We start from the raw sequence: 19,051 nt of genomic DNA on the forward strand, positions 1-19,051 counted from the left end.
TTTTGAACGCTGTTAACTATATCTGCAAAAATACTATTCATAATCAATTTTGAAATTCGCCAACTTATTTTTTCTATTTGCAATTATTTTAATGGTAAACATAATAGCTTATGCTCATAAAGGCAGGGCTATAGTTAATAAAGGTATTGCCGACACAATCATAAAGATTGATTCAGCAAGATTCCCCAAACTCACTAAAGATAAAAAATCTAAAGGAACTTCCGCAGTTAAAAACGATACGACCAGAAAACTTATTGCCAGAGATACGACAAAAAAGAACTCCGACCTGGATACGGAAATAAAAGATATTGCGGACTCAAGCTATAATGATCTTAAAACAGGCATTAGTTACCGTATCGGTAATGCCCGGGTAACCTATGGCGATTTTGAGCTGGATGCCGAATATATCAGGATCGACAGGAAAAGACATTTAATCTATGCCAGCGGTCTTAAAGATAAAAAAACAGGCCGTTATATAGGCCGTCCAATCTCACGTCAGGGTAAGGATGAGCCGATAACTTCAGACTCGTTGCTGTTTAATTACGAAACCAAGAGAGGTAATACCTGGAATATTTTTACGCAGCAGGACGGCAACTACATCTCGCACGGGAAGGCAAAAAAATTGAATGAAGAAGAGATTGCACTCTCTGACGTGATTTTTAGCGCCTGCGATAAACCTATGCACGGCGAAGATCCTGATTACGGTATTGTAATTACACGCGGTATTGCCGAACAAAAAAGAATTATATCAGGTCCTGCTTACCTGGAGATTGAGGGCATCCCTATACCCATCGGTATACCTTTCGGCTTTTTCCCGAAGCAAAACACCCGTTCATCAGGTATCATGTTACCCACCTTTGGCGAGGACGCCACCTTGGGGTTTTTCCTGCGTGATTTCGGCTATTATCTGGGTTTAAGTGATTACGCTGATTTAACCAACCTGGGTACGTATTACTCAAACGGATCATACGAGGTGAGCAGCTCGCTCAATTATCAAAAAAGATATAAATACAACGGCGATTTAACGTTGAGCTATGGCTCGCATAACTACAATCTGCCCGGCGATCCGCCGCGCCGCGATTTTCATATCGCGTGGCAGCACGCCCAAAACCCCAATGCCAGCCCGGGCAGCACATTTAGCGCATCGGTGAATGCGGGTACGTCAAGTTTTTACCAAAATAATCCGGCATCAACCGGATATAATTTACAGCAGCTTACCCAAAATGCATTGCGTTCAAGTATCTCTTATTCAAAAACGTGGGCGGGTACGCCATTTAACTTAACTACCAGCCTTTCGCATAGCCAGGATCTGACCTTAAAGACCGTTTCGCTCGAGCTGCCCAACGTTAACTTCAGTATGTCCAGTATAAACCCTTTCGATTCAAAAGACCGGGTTGACGAGCAAAAATGGTATCAAAAAATAACGGTGGCTTATAACATGACCGCCACCAACCGTATTAATAATGTGCCCGAGTCTGAGCTGTTTAAAAGCGAAACACTTACCAAGCGGATGCAAAACGGTATTCAGCATCAAATTCCGGTTGGTTTAAATTTTAACATCCTTAGATATTTCCAGTTTAATGTTAACGCTAATTATACCGAGCGCTGGTACTTCCAGTCAATTAGTGAACATTACGCCAGGGCCGATTCGTTGGCTACTGATACCGTGCCCGGTTTTAAAAGGGTAGGTAATTATAACATGAGCGCCGGCCTGTCAACCAAAATATATGGTACGATAAACTTTAAAAACAGCAAGCTTAAAGCTATCCGCCACGTAATAACTCCAAACATTGGCTTTAGCTATTCGCCAGATTATTCCGGCCTTGACCGAAGCTATAACCGCTTAATTGTAAGTAACGCCACTGTGCCTTATCCAGTGGTTTATCAGCGGTATTCAATATTTAACAACTCCGTTTACGGTGGCCCAGGCGGTGGCCGGCAAGCCGGGATGAGCTTAAGCGTAGACAATAACATCGAGGCAAAGTTCAGGCCCAAAAGTACGGATACCGCGCAGGTAGACAAGAAGGTTCAGTTGCTGCAAAGTTTGTCGTTCTCAACATTTTATAATTTTGCTGCCGATTCATTTAAGCTAACGCCCATATCTGTTTCGGGCCATACCGGCTTGTTTAATGATAAAATAAATGTAACCTTCAGCGCCGGCTTTGATCCTTATATAAGCAAAGTTTATGATACGATAGCCAACGGGCAAATCGCTGCCTATTTAAGAAGATTTAACCGTTATACCTGGCAGGACGGTCAAATACCAAAGCTTACCAATTTTAGTTTCTCCGTAAGCGGCAGCTTAAATCCCGCGGTATTTCATCCCTCGCCCAATGGCAGTAATAACGTAATAGGAGGTTACGGAGCTAACAATCCAAATACACTTGCTACCGCCACGCCCGAGCAACGGCAAAGCTTGGCTCTGTTAAACAGCGATCCGAGTGCTTACGTTGATTTTAATATTCCCTGGAACCTGGTTATTAATTATAATTTTAGTTATGCAAATAACTATGTAAACAGCACGCGGGCCAATACAATAATGCTAAGCGGCGATTTAAGCCTGACACCCAAATGGAAAATACAATTTAATACGAATTATGATTTGGCAGCCAGGCAATTAAGCAGTGCCACGTCTTTCGCTATTTACCGCGATCTGCATTGCTGGGACCTGTCTATAAACTGGGTGCCATTTGGGTATTATAAATCCTATAATGTTACTTTAAAAGTAAAATCAGCAATTTTACAGGCGTTGAAGTTGAGTAAACGGAGCGACTATACAAATAATGCAAATTTCAATCAGTAAAAAAAGAATGCTTGCAGAAATAATAACCATAGGCGATGAGATCTTAATAGGGCAGGTTGTTGATACCAATTCTGCCTGGATGGCACAGCAGTTAAATAGCGCAGGTATCCGCGTAAAGCAGATCACATCAGTATCTGATGAGAAACAACACATCCTTACGGCATTAGCAGAGGCCGCTATAAGAGCAGATATTATTTTAATAACCGGCGGATTAGGTCCGACCAGGGATGATATTACCAAAAATACACTTGCCGAATATTTCGGCGTAAGCATGGTTGAAAATGAAGCGGCCCGGGATAATGTGCTGCAGATTTTTGAAAAATATAAAAGGCCAATGCTTGAAATTAACCGGCTGCAGGCGCAGGTGCCCGAAAATTGCGAGGTAATAGTTAATAAAAACGGTACGGCGCCGGGTATGTGGTTTAATGAGAGGGGGAAGATATACGTATCAATGCCGGGTGTACCGTTTGAGATGATGTACATGATGGAAGAACAGGTGATCCCCAAACTCAAAGCATCGTTTAAGTTGCCTGTAATTATTCATCAAACGATTTTAACGGTAGGCGAGGGCGAATCCTTTTTATCCCAAAGAATAGCCGATATTGAAGATTCATTGCCCGCGCATATCAAATTGGCTTATCTGCCAAAACCCGGCCAGGTACGTTTAAGACTAAGCGGTACAGGTGAGGATGAAGCCCTGCTGACCAGCGAGATAGCTGAATATGCCTCTGCAATTATTGAACGCGTGGGTAATTTTGTAGCCGCTGAAGAAGACATACCACTTGAGAAGGTAATATTAAATTTTATGACAGAAAAGGGGCTCACCCTTTCTGTTGCCGAAAGCTGCACCGGTGGTTATATATCGCATTTGTTTACCCAGCATGCAGGCTCGTCCAAAGTGTTTTTTGGCGGCGCTGTTTCTTATTCGTACGAATTGAAGGAGAGCATACTGGGCGTAAAAAATGAGACGCTATGGCAATACGGCGCGGTAAGCGAAGAAACAGCTGTGGAGATGGCAGAAGGCGCGCTGTTAAATTTCAAATCGGATTATGCTATAGCGGTTACCGGTATTGCCGGGCCGGATGGCGGCCTGCCTGATAAGCCAGTTGGGACGGTTTGGATCGCGGTGGCGTGTGCTCAAAAAACGGTCAGAAAGAAATTCACATTCGGCAGTAAAAGGCAGCAAAACATCGAAAGGAGCGCAACAAGTGCATTATTTATGTTGAATACTTTACTCAGGGATGTTGAAAAGTAACCAACGGATTTTCTAATTTTGACCAAAGAACTATATTTTATTGTATGGCTAAATATCAGCTGTTATTGCCGAAGATGGGTGAAAGTGTTGCAGAGGCAACTGTAATTAAATGGCTTAAAAAACCAGGTGATTATATTGAAGCCGACGACGCAGTGATGGAAATTGCAACTGATAAAGTTGACTCTGAAGTTCCGTCGCCGGTGGCAGGAAGGCTGGTGGAGCAGCGTTGCAAAGAAGATGAGGTAGTACAGGTTGGGTCTGTTATAGCCGTTATTGAAACCGATGAGCCTGAACAGGCCGCATCTGCACCGCAACCTGTTATTGCCTCACAACCGACGCCGGTTGCATCACCTGCCCCGCAGGCTTCCGCAGCACCGGCATCGCCACAGCCACAAAGCATACCGGGCACAGAACAGCTTGCGCAAAGAACCCAGGCACCTGCCCCTCAATCAAGCAATGGCGAATTTAAAAGCGGCTCGAGATTTTATTCGCCGTTAGTTAAACATATAGCACAACAGGAAAACATAAGTATAGCTGAGCTGGAGCACATCCCCGGAAGTGGCGCCGAAGGGCGTTTAACCAAGGACGATCTGCTAGGTTATATTCGTAATAAAGGTAATGCCCCTGCTGCCGCCCAGCAAGCCGCAGCGCCGCAGACCGCGCCCGCACAACAGCAATCTGCGCAAGCAAAACCAACGCCGCCTGAAGCACCTAAGGCCGGAACGCCGAGGTCAGAACCCGTTAAACCGGCCTTTTCGGCAACAGGTGTTGACGAGATCATAGAAATGGACCGGATGCGTCGCCTGATAGCCGACCATATGGTTATGAGCAAGCATACCTCGCCGCATGTAACTTCATTTGTAGAGGCCGATGTAACCGGCCTGGTATTGTGGCGCGAGAAAATAAAGAACAGCTTTGAAAAACGCGAAGGCGAAAAAATAACATTCACCCCTATATTTATTGAAGCCGTAGTTAAGGCGATAAAAGATTACCCCATGGTTAACGTATCCGTTAACGGTACCCAGATCATCAAAAAAGCCGCTATAAATATCAGTATGGCAACTGCTTTGCCCAATGGTAACCTGATTGTGCCGGTAATAAAAAAAGCCGAAGAACTGAATCTGCTTGGTATCACCAAAGCCGTAAACAGCCTGGCTAATAAGGCCCGTACCGGAAAACTACAACCAGATGATGTTAAGGACGGTACATTTACCATCACTAATGTGGGCACGTTTGGCAACGTAATGGGTACGCCTATTATTAACCAGCCACAGGTAGCTATATTGGCCGTAGGTGCGATAAAGAAGAAGCCTGCCGTTATTGAAACCCCGCAAGGTGATGTAATAGCCATAAGGCACATGATGTTTTTATCGTTATCGTATGATCACCGGGTGGTTGATGGTGCGCTGGGTGGCACGTTTTTAAGCCGCATAGCTTATTATCTTGAAAACTGGGACGCTGATAAAGAAGTGTAGATCAGACAAAAAATCTTTCCAAACAATCCAAACAACCATTGCTGTTTTTTAGTTTAAGCAGGTAGAGGCGGTATGTACTGCCGTTACTTAAACTACAAAGTACTATGGAAAATTATGAAACCTTAGTGGACGCCACTAATGATTTGATGAAAAGGGGATATACCGCTAACTTAAGCATGGAAGGCGATACCATTGATGATAAGTCAAAGGATATACATATGACTGCGGATGATTTTTCGATAGACGAATTTTATCGTTTTGAAGGCCAAAGCAACCCGGCTGATATGTCAATTGTATACGCGGTTAGTTCGCCCAAGTATAACTTAAAAGGCATCATTGTAAATGCTTACGGCACTTATGCGGATGATAGCTCATCTGCTATAGAAGCTAAGCTGCATCATTACCAGGTAAGCCAGAATTTACACGGCAGCGATAAGCCGTCGGCATAATCGTAATAAGCCACTCAATGAGACAATATCCATTGACATTTTAAATGCCCTAATCCGATCATCGGATTAGGGCATTTGTTTTTATCAACCTCCAAAAGGAAGCGGTTTGGTTTTGTAAAAAATGTTTATTCGTCATGCAATATTTAAATATTTTCGCCGTCTAATAACCAGTAAACCTTGAAATTAATGAGAAGACTTTTGTTTGCCATCCTGGCCTGCCTGAGTTCCTGGCCTGCACAAGCCCAAAAACAGCCATCCGGCGAAATAACCGGGTTTAAGAATTATACAACTTCGATCGAGTATCAACGACAGGCCGCCTTCAGGAACAAAAACTATCCTTCGGCTGAAAAAATAATAAAGGAATGGATTAATAAATACAATTCATTAACACCTGAGCAGCAAAAAAACTTTAGTAATAAACTACCGTCAATATATTATAATCTGGCATGTTGTATCAATTTACAAGGCAGGGGCGACGAGGCCTTATCTTACCTGGAAAAATCAGTAAAATTTGGTTTCGCAGAATACGCGCTGGCCAAAACAGATGCCGATCTTGAAAGCTTACACAACACCAAGCGTTTTAAAGCTGCGTTGCAAACTATCCGCGGACGCGGAGATCTGAATTACATCCTGCAGGTGTCAGGCCCTTATAATCATAAAATAGATAAAAATCTTCCGGTGTTTACTTATCAAAGTGCTAATGACCCGGCGCTCGTCACCCTAAAAAATAAATTCAACCTGGATTCGGTAAGCGGTAACGGCGACGAGATCAGCAGATTGAAAAATTTATTACTATGGGCGCATAATGCTGCTCCGCACAATGGCAGTGAAGCGGGCCCCGACTCAAAGAATGCGGCGGATATTATTGCGTTTTGTAAAAAAGAAAAACATGGCGTTAATTGCCGCATGATGGCAACTATATTACGAGATGTTTATCAGGCAGAAGGTTTTCCTGCCCGGGTAGTGTCATGTATGCCCAAAGATAGTTTAGATTCTGACTGCCATGTGATTAATGTTGTATGGTCAAAGACATTGAATAAATGGATCTGGATGGATCCCAGCTTTAATGCGTATGTGACTGATGCAAAAGGCAATTTGCTTAGCATTGAGGAAGTAAGGGAACGTTTGGTTAAGGGTAGTGATGACCTGGTGCTAAATAGTGATGCCAATCATAACAATGAAGAAAAGCAATCTAAAGAGGGCTACCTGGGTCATTATATGTCTAAAAACCTGTATTGGCTGCAATGCGCAACTGATAGCGAGTGGGGCATGGAAACCGACAAGGTGGATAAGTTTGCACGTACGTATGTCAATTTATATCCGGGCAGTTTTACTACAAAACATGTATCGAATGCGGTAAAAAACGCTAAGGTGATAGTTACCCATAACCCTGACTACTTTTGGCAAAAACCGGCGGGGATGTAAATGCTGCGCAAGTTAAATAAAGCCCCGGCGGCAAAACCTTGATTGTTATTCTTATTTTAGGATCTATCATCCAGTCGAAAAGCTGTTCTATCACATTGTTAAGTCAATGGTGTTTACTTAGTCTTTATATTTGCGGGGCCTTCGGATGGGTATATGCATTACAGTTTAGCTAATGCCACTTACTGACTGGGGCTTTAACGCCGGCCCTTTTTGCTAACAGGTAGGCCAGGTCCAATTATCTTGCCCAGCTCCAGCACTTTTAACTTGTCTATGGCAGCAGAAATTCGTTTGATGTTGATTTTTGTCCATAACTGCCTAATTTGCTGCGCAAAACGAAAATAAAAATATTAACCCTATTCACGTTCATACAAATTGTCTAAAATCATACATTTGTTCACTGTTTTTTATAACGAATAACTTATACATGGTTAAATTCAACCGATTTATATTGGACAATGGCCTCCGCGTTATTGTTCACGAAGATAACACCACCCCCATGGCCGTAGTAAACATTTTATATGATGTGGGCTCGCGCGATGAAAACCCCGAACAAACTGGTTTTGCGCATTTATTTGAACACCTGATGTTTGGCGGTTCGGTAAATATCCCTAACTACGACGGACCGCTGCAACAGGTAGGCGGCGAGAATAATGCCTTTACCAGCAATGATATTACCAACTATTATATTACCCTGCCATCGGCCAATTTAGAGACCGCCTTTTGGCTGGAGAGCGACCGCATGCTCAACCTCGCTTTCGGTGAAAAGAGCTTGGAGGTACAACGTGCCGTCGTGATCGAAGAGTTTAAACAACGTTACCTTAATCAGCCTTACGGCGATGTCTGGCTGCGTTTGCGGCCAATGGTTTACAAAAAGCACCCCTACCTTTGGGATACTATCGGTAAAAATATAGCGCATATTGAAAACGCCAAAATTGAAGATGTAAAAGCTTTCTTTAAAAAACATTACAACCCGCAAAATGCCATCATGGTGGTTGGCGGCGATGTTAAGCTGGAGCAGGTTAAGGAACTGGCGCAAAAATGGTTCGGCCCCATCCCGGCCGGTGAAAAATATAACCGCGACCTGCCGCAGGAACCCGAACAGCATGAAGTGCGCCGCGAAACGGTGACCGCGAAAGTACCTGTAAATGATGTTTATATAGCACTCCAAATGCCGGGCAGACGCGAGGAGGCCTTTTATGCTGTTGAGCTAATGGCTGATATCCTTTCGCGCGGAAATTCTTCGCGGATGTACCGTAACCTGGTAAAAGACCGGCAGTTATTTAGCGAGGTACATGCCTATGTTTTTGGCAGCCTTGATAAAGGCATGTTTGTATTGGAAGGCAAACCAACAGCAGGAGTGACGATTGAAGAAGCAGAGGCAGCGATCTGGAGCGAGGTTGAGTTATTAAAAACACAGGAAGTCCCGGCTGACGAGCTAACCAAAGTGCAGAATAAAACAGAGTCGACCATGATATTTTCAGAAATGTCATTATTAGATAAGGCGATGAACCTGGCTTATTTTGAATTGTTAGGCGATGCGGAACTGTTTAATAATGAAACCCGGAGGTTTTTGGCCGTAACCCCCGCGCAAATCAAAGAAGAAGCTAACAAGTTATTCAGAAAAGATAATTCCTCGACACTAATTTATTTAGCCGAGTAGTCATTAGTCATCAGCCACTGGTCATTAGTTTTTATTATTTGGTAAATGAGTAATAGAATAGAAGATTTGGAAATATATACCTTATCAGAAGCATTTGCTGATGAAATATGGTTCCTGGTGACTACCTGGGATTATTTTACAAAAGATACAATCGGTAAGCAGTTAACACGGTCGGCCGATTCAATTAGCGCAAATATTGCGGAAGGATTTGGACGATATCACTATAAAGAAAACAAAAATTTTTGTTATTTCAGTCGTGGCTCTTTAATCGAGACAAAAAGCTGGATTAAAAAGTCTTACACAAGAAGTTTAATAACGGGAGATCAATATAAAGCATTACTAAGTAAGCTTGAATTAGTTCATATAAAGCTGAACGCATACATAAAATTCATTGGAAAAATGACCAATGACTAATGATCAATGACAAACACCATGGTAGATAGAAAGACAGCGCCCGAATTTAAGGCGATAGAACATATAAATTTAATAAAACCCGAAAAGAAAACTTTGGCCAATGGCAGCGAGATTTTCTGCTTCAATTCGGGCGATCAGGAACTGGTGCGCATAGAATGGGTCTTTACCAATCTGCGTTTTGATCCGGTAAAGCCGTTGTTAAACATGGCAACTAACAGCATGCTTACCGACGGTACCGCTACCTTAACTGCTGCGGAGATTGCGGACAAAGTAGATTTTTATGGCGCATTTTTATCGGTCGATTATGGTTTTGAGCAATCGCTGGTTACCTTATATTCACTAACCAAACACCTGGGTAAGACCTTGCCGGTTGTAAAGGATATTTTGACCAACTCTGTTTTCCCGCAAAAAGAGCTGGAAACGTTTATCCGTAACCAACAGCAAAAGCTACAGGTTAGCCTGCAAAAAAATGACGTGGTTGCGCGCCGCACCTTTAACAAAGCCCTATATGGTAATACCATCTACGGGTTGACTGCCGAGCTGGATACCTTTAACACTTTGCAACGCGATGATCTGCTGGCCCATTTTAAGCAAATGTACCAGCCTTCAAACTGTTCCATAATTATCGCCGGGAAGGTTGACGCTGATACGCTTGATCTGCTGGCTGACGAGTTTGGCAGTGGCTGGGGAAACGCGGCCACCGCCGCTGATACAACACAACCCGTAATAGATCGTGCAGCCGAACACTTTTATTTTATTGAAAAGCCGGAGGCGCTGCAGTCGGCCATACGCATGGGGCTACCACTTATTAACCGGGAGCATCCTGATTTCCCGGCGGTGCAGGTGCTAAATACGGTGTTAGGCGGTTATTTTGGATCGAGGCTGATGAACAACATCCGCGAGGATAAAGGCTATACCTATGGGATAGGATCGGGCATAACGTCTCATAAACAAGGTGGGGCCTTATTTATTGCTACCGAAGTTGGCGCCGATGTTTGCAAAGCCGCCACTATTGAAATAGAGAAAGAAGTTAACCGGTTAAAAACTGACCTGGTACCTGATGAAGAACTGTCATTAGTGCGCAATTATATGCTGGGTTCGTTATTAGGTAGTTTAGAAAATGTTTTTTCGCACGCAGATAAATTTAAGAATCTGTATTTCTCGGGGATGGACTATGCGTATTATGACCGGTATGCCCAGGTCGTAAAAACTGTTACGGCCGATGAGCTATTGAAATTAGCTAACCGTTATTTGGATTTTGATCAGTTTTATAAAGTCATAGTAGGGAAGTATTAAAATAGCTGAACCATGATTTATGATTGCCACGATTTTGTAATTTTTAAATCAAGTTAATCGCTAAATCCTCTTAATCATGGTTCAGACAAACAATTCCGAAATCCCACTTCCGAAATCCGAAATATTTCATTAGCTTTGCCCGGCAAATAATACCTCCAAATAATTATTTGCTATGCAGTCAGACCCATCAAAATTTGTTGCCGAAGGTTTAACCTACGATGACGTATTACTACTCCCGGCTTATTCAGAAGTTTTACCGCGCGATGTTAACACAAGTACATTTTTAACCCGTAAGATCAGGCTAAATGTTCCGTTGGTTTCCGCAGCGATGGACACCGTTACCGAGGCCCAGTTGGCTATTGCCATGGCACAGGCCGGCGGTTTGGGTATGCTTCACAAAAATATGAGCATAGATCGCCAGGCAGACGAGGTACGTAAGGTAAAACGCTCAGAAAGCGGTATGATCCAGGACCCGGTTACCCTGCACGAAGCATCAACCGTGGGCGACGCAGTTAAAATAATGCGCGAGTTTAAAATAGGCGGCATCCCAATTGTTGATAAAGACAACAAACTAAAAGGCATTCTTACCAATCGCGATCTCCGCTTTCAGAAAGAAATGAGCAAGCCGGTGCAGGAAGTAATGACCAAAACAGATCTGATCACCGCCGCAGCAGGTACCACCTTATCGCAAGCCGAAGAAACGTTACAGCAGCATAAAATTGAAAAATTGCCGGTTGTGGATGCAAATGGCATATTGATCGGCCTGATCACTTTTAAAGACATCCAGAAATTTAAAAACTTCCCCAATGCCTGTAAAGATGAGCATGGCCGTTTACGTGTAGGCGCTGCCGTAGGCGTTACTGCCGATACCATGGATAGGGTAGACGCATTGGTTAAAGCCGGTGTCGACGTTATTGCTATTGATACAGCTCATGGCCACTCAAAAGGTGTTATCGATAAATTAAAGGAAGTAAAAGCAAAATATCCCGACTTGCAGGTTATTGCCGGAAACGTAGCAACCGGCGACGCAGCCATCGCTCTGGCAAATGCCGGTGCTGATGGGGTTAAGGTTGGTATCGGCCCGGGTTCTATTTGTACCACCCGTATCATTGCCGGTGTGGGCGTTCCGCAACTGTATGCCGTTTACGAGTGCGCTAAGGCATTAAAAGGTACCGGCGTTCCGGTTATTGCCGATGGTGGTATTAAACACACTGGTGACATTGCCAAGGCTATTGCAGCAGGTGCCGGTACGATCATGGCCGGTTCATTATTTGCCGGCGTTGAAGAATCGCCGGGTGAAAGTATTATCTATGAGGGCCGCCGCTTTAAATCATACCGCGGTATGGGCTCTATCGAAGCGATGGAGCAGGGATCAAAGGACCGATATTTCCAGGACGTGGAGGATGATATCAAAAAACTGGTTCCAGAAGGTATTGTCGGACGTGTACCTTATAAAGGAACGCTTTCAGAAGTGATCTACCAGTTTGTAGGAGGGCTTCGTGCCAGTATGGGCTATTGCGGTGCCAAAGATATTGAAGCCCTGCAGCAAGCTAAATTTGTGCGTATTACGGCATCTGGCATCCGTGAATCGCACCCGCATGACATTACGATAACTAAGGAAGCACCGAATTATACACGATAGTAATGAGTGATTGAGTGAATGATTAAAGTAAATTGTCATTCACTCAATCAAACTCACCTATTTTCCCCCCATGATAGCTTTAGGTAATAAAGCATCGGATGTAATTATTTTTATTGCCTGCTCATAGCTAAAGCCTTCTTTTACCAAAGCATCAAAATACTGTTTGGTTAATTTGGCTACTTCGGTTATTTTTCCCGGTTGTTTGTAATAATCCAATTGCGCATCCATGATTGACCTGGCCATGTTGCCAAATACCGGCCCCATAGCGCCCAACATACCCGCCATGTTGTTGTCAGAAAAACTCAGCCTGCCGCCCCCGTTTGGTACCGGTGGCACCATTACACTATCTACGATAACTCTTCCCGTCATAACGTCTCCCCGGGATTTTTCAAGGCTTACATTATAAAAATTGAAAAAGGTTGAACCGTTGTTGCTGCCACCCGCTCGTTCAATTATATTAATAGATTTTGCCGTGGCCGGTATCTTTTCAAAATAGATCCTGAACGTAAGTTTATCACCTTCTTTACTAAAAATATGTTTTGCAGGTGCCAGGGGGATATCTTCAGACTTAATGTAATTGTAATGCCTGTTATCCAGGTCGGTTTGAAGGTAAATTTCTTTATTTAGCTGCGCCCATGCATTTTCACCCGCGGCAGTGTATTCAAGCGTAACAATTGTAAACTGTTTATTGGTTTCTACACTGGAAACAGTGGTATAAGGGTCATCGCTATTTCCTACAAGCGGATTGGTTATAGTTTGTGCAAATGAGGTTAGTCCGGCTAATGATATCAAAGCCGATAATAAGATTTTTTTCATGTGATAGAGAAAGGTTAAATGTTTAATTTAAATATACCAACAAGCTTTATAATTAGCAAATGATATATGTAATTCATAAGATATCCTATATTTATCACCATGAAATCTATCTGCGTATTCTGCGGAGCCAACTTTAATGGCGATCCACTGTTAAAAGAAGCTGTTGAACTACTGGCCCAGGTAATGGTGAGTAAAAATATCACCGTGGTATTTGGCGGAGGCAAAGTAGGGGTAATGGGCTTGCTGGCCGACGCGGTTTTGCAGCGCGACGGTAAAGCCATTGGTGTTATTCCCGGTTTTTTGATGGATAAGGAAGTTGGCCACACCGGCTTGACAGAACTGCATATCGTTGAGAACATGCACCAGCGCAAGCAAATGATGAATGACCTTTGCGACGGCATTATAATGCTTCCCGGTGGTTTTGGCACTCTTGAAGAGTTTTTTGAGGTACTAACGTGGTTGCAACTGGGTTTACATCATCACCCGGTTGGTGTATTAAACGTTAACGGCTTTTATGATAACCTGTTAAAACAAATGGATGTAATGGTTGAGCAGCGTTTTCTTAAACCGCTGAACCGTCAGTTAGTGATAACATCGGCAGATGCTGTTGAATTAGTGAACCTGATGGAAAATGTAAAGATCGAACCCGACGAGGTTTGGTTCAGGGACAGAAACCTTTCCTGAGAAAGCCTGATAAGATTAATTTAGTGACTGACTGTTGTGCCCAAAATAAGCGGCCAGGGTTACCGGAGGTATTTGAGTAACCAGAACCATGCTGTAAACGCGGGGCAATAAATTGAAGCGTTTAAATAAGTAGGCTATTGTTAAAATAATCATTTATCAAGGGTTTAATCAACTAATCACTACAGATTATACGAAATAAAAGAATAAATGTTGCGTAAGCAAACTTTTTTGTAATGAAAAAGTTACAACGTGCTTTGTTTGCTGGAGTTAGCATAAAAAATGCTTTTGGTGAGGTTTTTTAGCTAAATTGTATTTTTCTGTTATAACCCGAATATGGATATCGATTTTAATAAAAACGAAGATATTAACAAGCAGCTGGTGTTTGATGTAAACACGCGGCTAAAAAAGATATACCAGGGCGGTGGTGAAAAAGCCGCCGCCAAACAAAAAGAAAAAGGTAAAATGCTGGCCCGCGAGCGGGTGGCTTACCTGATTGACAAGGATTCGCAATGGCTGGAAGTTGGCGCTTTTGTGGGCGATGGCCTGTATGCCGAGCATGGTGGTTGCCCATCGGGTGGGGTAATTACAGGCATTGGTTATGTATCAGGCCGGCAATGTGTTATTGTTGCAAATGATGCTACGGTAAAAGCGGGAGCATGGTTCCCGATAACCGCTAAGAAAAACCTGCGCGCGCAGGAGATCGCGATGGAAAATCGCCTGCCTGTGATTTATCTGGTAGATTCGGCCGGGGTGTATTTACCCTTGCAGGATGAAATATTTCCGGATAAGGAACATTTTGGACGTATATTCAGAAACAACGCTTTGATGAGTAGTATGGGGATCGTCCAGATCTCTGCAATTATGGGTTCGTGCGTTGCCGGCGGGGCTTATCTGCCCATTATGAGTGATGAGGCTATGATTGTTGAAGGCACCGGTTCTGTTTTCCTGGCGGGATCATTCCTGGTAAAATCTGCCATAGGCGAAGATATTGATAATGAAACTTTGGGTGGCGCAACAACGCATTGCGAAATATCGGGCGTTACTGATTATAAACAACCCGATGATAAGGCCGCGCTTGATTCTATCCGCAAGATAATGAGCATGACCGGCGATTTTACGAAGGCCGGGTTTGACCGTATCAAACCGCAAGCTCCAAAACTGGATATGAAAGATACATATGGCATCCTGCCCGATAACCGGGAGAAAGCCTATGATATGCGCGAGATCATCTTACGTTTGCTGGATAATTCAGAACTGGAGGAGTATAAAGAAGGTTACGGGCAGTCCATCATTTGCGGATTAGGACGCGTAGATGGCTGGGCGGTAGGTATTGTAGCAAACCAGCGCAAGGTCATCAAATCCAAAAAAGGCGAGATGCAGTTTGGCGGCGTGATCTACTCAGACTCGGCCGATAAGGCCACCCGGTTTATTATGAATTGTAATCAAAAAAAGATACCGTTGGTTTTTTTGCAGGATGTTACTGGCTTCATGGTAGGCAGTAGGTCTGAACAGGGCGGTATTATTAAAGACGGCGCTAAAATGGTGAATGCCGTTGCCAATTCGGTAGTGCCGAAATTTACGTTTATCATCGGCAATTCTTATGGTGCGGGCAACTATGCCATGTGTGGCAAGGCTTATGATCCGCGGTTGATCTATGCCTGGCCATCAGCTAAAATAGCAGTTATGGGCGCGTCTCAGGCTGCCAAAACGTTGGTACAAATGCAGGCTGCCGGCATGAAAGCAAGGGGTGAAGATGTTAATGAACAAAAAGAAGCCGAGTTGTTAAAACTAACCACTGATCGTTATAACGCACAAACCACACCGTATTATGCCGCAGCAAGGTTATGGGTTGACGGCATTATAGACCCGCTTGAAACCCGAAAGGTTATCTCAATGGGGATTGAGGCGGCAAACCATGCGCCTATCGAAAAACAGTTTAATGTTGGGATAATACAAACATAGTCGGCGCTTTCCCGTTAATAGAAAAAATTAACCTTTATCAATCCGACCATGAAAAAACTACTACTAACCTTAACAATCTGCCTGGCAGCTATATCATTTTCTAACGCACAGGTTCTTCCCAGCTTTCAGTTTGGAGTGAAGGGAGGCATAAATCTAACCAGTCTTTCAAAATCAGGCACTTTTAATACCAGTAACCAGGCGGGCTATTTAGGCGGCGTTTGGGCCAGATTTGGCGCATTGGGTTTTAATTTCCAGCCCGAAGCTTATATAACCAGCAAGAATGTAACTGTTGATGGTATAAAAGCAAAATTTACCAGTGTTGATGTTCCATTACTATTTGGTGGTAAAATTGGCGCGTTTGGCTTTGGCGGCCGGTTCTACACCGGGCCCGTAGTATCCTTTGCAATTAATAAAGATCAAAATTACAATGATGCAGCAAGCAAGGCAACATCACTGGATTATAAAGATCAAAATTACGCCTGGCAAATTGGCGCTGGCGCAGATATCCGCAGCTTATCTGTTGATCTGCGTTATGAAGCCGGATTGAGCAAGCAAAACTATGGTGCCGGATCAACCAGGATCAATCTGTTTAACCTGTCGTTAGCTTATAAATTATTTTAAACGCTAACGCGCTATATTGCAAGTGCGGTTAGTATAGAAACGATAGTTATACAGATTGTAAACATTAGCAGGTACATAAAACTTGCGCCTAACATTTTACTTATTGTGCGCCAGCGGCTACGGTTATAAAACACGCGTAGGGCGCGGTATATGTACCAGGTGATCCCTATAAAGGCTGCAAAGCTTAACCAGCCCTCCAACCCCCAGGGTTTAGGTATTACCATTTGCAGGATCATAATAATGGCCAGGTAAAGGAACATAAAGCAATGCAGGTGAAACGTAAATATCAAATGCTCTACATAAAACTTCTTATTGCGCCAAAAAGCAACTCTGAAAATCAGGGCGCACAATGGCAGCAATAAAAACATCATTTTGGGGATATTGTGTTTTATCTCCTCAACATAAACGTCCTTGGCGCGCTCGCCGTATTTCTCCTGGTAATAAAAGGCCTTTTTATTGTAGAGCCTTTCAAAAAAGCCGTCGCGTTCTGCAGCCGGTAATTTTTGCTGCTTGGCCAGGTAAACACTATACGAAGAATCGCGGCTTGCGCCGGGCAGGCGTGTAATTTTACCGTTTACGCCCAACTCATCAACGTCAATATCTTCATCTTTATCAGTATTTTTAATATCCCCTTTTCCGGAAGTATCTAGCTTCGCCTTCTCCTTCGCAATCATCTTCTTTGCAACCCCGGGTACATTAGGGTCGTTAAGTACTTTATCTAACTCTTTAGCATTTTTTGCAAGTTCTTTTTTAGTTGGTTTGCCATTATGTGTCTCATTAATTTTTACAGGCTCAAATCCGCTTTTAAAAAGTAATAAAAAGTATACCAGGCTAATAAAGATGTACATTTTAACAGGGTGAAGATATTGTACCCTTTTGCCGGCCATATACTCGTTGGTGAGTTTGCCGGGCTTAAATAATAACGGCCTTAAAGTATGAAAAAACTGGTGGTCAAAATGAAAATAGTCGCTGATGGCATGGTTCATCATATGGCCGAAGTTTTCTCTCAGCTCTAAATTTTCCTGACCGCAGGCATGACAAAATTTACCCTGCAGCTCAGTTCCGCAGTTGGCACAATCGTTTTCGTGGCGATAATGTTTTTTCATCGGTTAAAATAACTCTGTAAATTACCAGAGCAAGGTAATAGGTAAAAAATATTAATTAAGCGTGTTTAATAGCATGAGCCAATGCTGCGTTGTGCTTATATCTAAAAACAAACGGAAAAATAGTGGCTATAACCAATGCGTAAACCGCAAAGCTAAGCCAGATGCCATGCCAGTCTTTGCTTTGGTCTGACATCGTAAAAAACTTATCGATAATTACACCGCTGGCAAAGCTGCCAAGTAAAGCACCAAAGCCGTTTACCATCATCATAAATAACCCCTGCGCACTGCCCCGGATCTCGGGCGTAGTTTGGGTTTCAACAAATAACGATCCCGATATATTAAAGAAATCGAACGCCATACCGTAAACAATGCACGACAGGATAATCATCCACAGGCCGTCGGCCGGGTTGCCAAAAGCAAACAGGCCAAAGCGCAGCACCCAGGCCAGCATGCTGAATAGCATGACATACTTTATCCCGAACTTGCGCAGGAAGAAGGGGATAGCCAGGATAAAAAGCGTTTCTGAGATCTGCGATATCGACATGATAATTGCCGGATATTTTACCGCGATAGTGTCCCGGTAGGCTGGTATATTTTTAAAATCGTGGATATAAGTATCCCCGTAAGCATTGGTTAACTGCAGTGCCGCACCTAAAAGCAGCGAGAACGCAAAAAATATGGCAAATTTAGGTGTCTTAAATAAGGCGAACGCGTTAAGGCCCAATGAGCCGGCAAATGTTTTGGTGTTAACTTTATTTAAAAGCGGTGGGCATTTAGGCAGCGTGAATGAATAGATGCCTAGGGCCAGGGAAATGGCCGATGCGATATAAAACTGGTTAGCCGAGGTTTCATTGTGGGTTAAACTAACGGTCCACAAAGCTACAATAAAGCCAATGGTGCCCCATATCCGGATAGGAGGATACTCTTTTACGATATCAATATTGCTATTTTTAAGGGCCGAGTAGGCAACTGTGATAGATAAGGAGAGCGTTGGCATATAAAACATCATATTGAGCAACATTACCCAAAAAAATGTTGTGGGATTGGTTACCAGCGGCAAACTGAAAAGTACCAATGCGCCTAAAATGTGCATGGTGCCATAAAGTTTTTCTGCATTGATAAACCGGTCTGATATAATCCCGGTGATGGCAGGCATAAATATCGCCGAGATACCCATGGTTGAGAAAATAACACCAAACTGAGCGCCGGACCAATGCTTGTTTTGAAACCAATATGCACCAATGGTAAGCAGCCAGGCTCCCCATATAAAAAATTGCATAAAATTCATCAGTATCAAGCGGAACTTAATATTCATACAGCGGGGTTTAATCAATTATGATCAGTTAATATTAAAAAACTGAAAGTAATGAAATTTATGGGAAAATGGAAAAGAGAGATTAGTTAGTTGGAGGTTAGAGATTAGGCATGGATAATATAAGCCCG

The 19,051-nt window shown here is 43.3% G+C and carries 15 protein-coding genes; 12 read left to right on the forward strand and 3 right to left on the reverse strand.

The window, feature by feature from the left end; all coding sequences use genetic code 11:
• The first annotated feature begins 91 nt into the window (after nt 1-91).
• The 9 genes from LJ658_RS18585 (at nt 92) to guaB (ending at nt 12,419) form a co-directional block, all read left to right on the forward strand.
• Entirely contained in the window at nt 92-2,803 is a 2,712-nt protein-coding gene (locus LJ658_RS18585; RefSeq protein WP_230548052.1) for a putative LPS assembly protein LptD, read from the forward strand.
• Nucleotides 2,804-2,810: 7 nt separating this feature from the next.
• Complete coding sequence (locus tag LJ658_RS18590) at nt 2,811-4,058, forward strand: competence/damage-inducible protein A (protein ID WP_230548053.1); 1,248 nt, start codon at nt 2,811-2,813, stop codon at nt 4,056-4,058.
• 44 nt (nt 4,059-4,102) lie between these two features.
• Nucleotides 4,103-5,533, forward strand: coding sequence for a dihydrolipoamide acetyltransferase family protein (locus LJ658_RS18595; protein WP_230548054.1), 1,431 nt, complete (start codon nt 4,103-4,105; stop codon nt 5,531-5,533).
• 104 nt (nt 5,534-5,637) lie between these two features.
• Complete coding sequence (locus LJ658_RS18600) at nt 5,638-5,982, forward strand: phosphoribosylpyrophosphate synthetase (protein WP_230548055.1); 345 nt, start codon at nt 5,638-5,640, stop codon at nt 5,980-5,982.
• Between the two features lie 186 nt (nt 5,983-6,168).
• Nucleotides 6,169-7,407: a transglutaminase-like domain-containing protein gene (locus LJ658_RS18605; RefSeq protein WP_230548056.1), complete on the forward strand. Its 1,239-nt coding sequence runs from the start codon at nt 6,169-6,171 to the stop codon at nt 7,405-7,407.
• Nucleotides 7,408-7,831: 424 nt separating this feature from the next.
• Nucleotides 7,832-9,067: a pitrilysin family protein gene (locus LJ658_RS18610; RefSeq protein ID WP_230548057.1), complete on the forward strand. Its 1,236-nt coding sequence runs from the start codon at nt 7,832-7,834 to the stop codon at nt 9,065-9,067.
• 45 nt (nt 9,068-9,112) lie between these two features.
• Nucleotides 9,113-9,481, forward strand: coding sequence for a four helix bundle protein (locus LJ658_RS18615; protein WP_230548058.1), 369 nt, complete (start codon nt 9,113-9,115; stop codon nt 9,479-9,481).
• 18 nt (nt 9,482-9,499) lie between these two features.
• Complete coding sequence (locus tag LJ658_RS18620; RefSeq protein ID WP_230548059.1) at nt 9,500-10,777, forward strand: pitrilysin family protein; 1,278 nt, start codon at nt 9,500-9,502, stop codon at nt 10,775-10,777.
• 172 nt (nt 10,778-10,949) lie between these two features.
• Nucleotides 10,950-12,419, forward strand: a complete 1,470-nt coding sequence (gene guaB / locus LJ658_RS18625; RefSeq protein WP_230548060.1) for an IMP dehydrogenase — start codon at nt 10,950-10,952, stop codon at nt 12,417-12,419.
• Nucleotides 12,420-12,476: 57 nt separating this feature from the next.
• Here guaB and LJ658_RS18630 read toward each other — a convergent pair whose 3' ends face one another.
• Nucleotides 12,477-13,235, reverse strand: a complete 759-nt coding sequence (locus tag LJ658_RS18630; protein WP_230548061.1) for a hypothetical protein — start codon at nt 13,233-13,235, stop codon at nt 12,477-12,479.
• Between the two features lie 99 nt (nt 13,236-13,334).
• Between LJ658_RS18630 and LJ658_RS18635 the strand changes: the two genes are divergently transcribed.
• From LJ658_RS18635 to LJ658_RS18645, 3 genes are all read left to right on the forward strand, one after another.
• Nucleotides 13,335-13,919 (forward strand): TIGR00730 family Rossman fold protein, encoded by a 585-nt coding sequence (locus LJ658_RS18635; RefSeq protein WP_230548062.1) that lies wholly within the window; start codon nt 13,335-13,337, stop codon nt 13,917-13,919.
• Nucleotides 13,920-14,252: 333 nt separating this feature from the next.
• Nucleotides 14,253-15,881 carry an acyl-CoA carboxylase subunit beta gene (locus LJ658_RS18640; RefSeq protein WP_230548063.1) on the forward strand — a complete coding sequence of 543 codons (1,629 nt, stop codon included), beginning with the start codon at nt 14,253-14,255 and terminating at the stop codon, nt 15,879-15,881.
• Nucleotides 15,882-15,929: 48 nt separating this feature from the next.
• A complete protein-coding gene (locus LJ658_RS18645) occupies nt 15,930-16,502 on the forward strand; it encodes a porin family protein (protein WP_230548064.1) in 573 nt (190 codons plus the stop codon).
• A gap of 11 nt (nt 16,503-16,513) precedes the next feature.
• Here the strand turns inward: LJ658_RS18645 and LJ658_RS18650 are convergent, their stop codons facing one another.
• Nucleotides 16,514-17,608, reverse strand: a complete 1,095-nt coding sequence (locus LJ658_RS18650) for a DUF3667 domain-containing protein (RefSeq protein WP_230548065.1) — start codon at nt 17,606-17,608, stop codon at nt 16,514-16,516.
• Nucleotides 17,609-17,663: 55 nt separating this feature from the next.
• Complete coding sequence (locus tag LJ658_RS18655) at nt 17,664-18,923, reverse strand: nucleoside permease (RefSeq protein WP_230548066.1); 1,260 nt, start codon at nt 18,921-18,923, stop codon at nt 17,664-17,666.
• Between the last annotated feature and the right edge of the window lie 128 nt (nt 18,924-19,051).

The sequence above is a fragment of the Mucilaginibacter sp. UR6-11 genome, from assembly GCF_020880695.1.
GTDB lineage: Bacteria > Bacteroidota > Bacteroidia > Sphingobacteriales > Sphingobacteriaceae > Mucilaginibacter.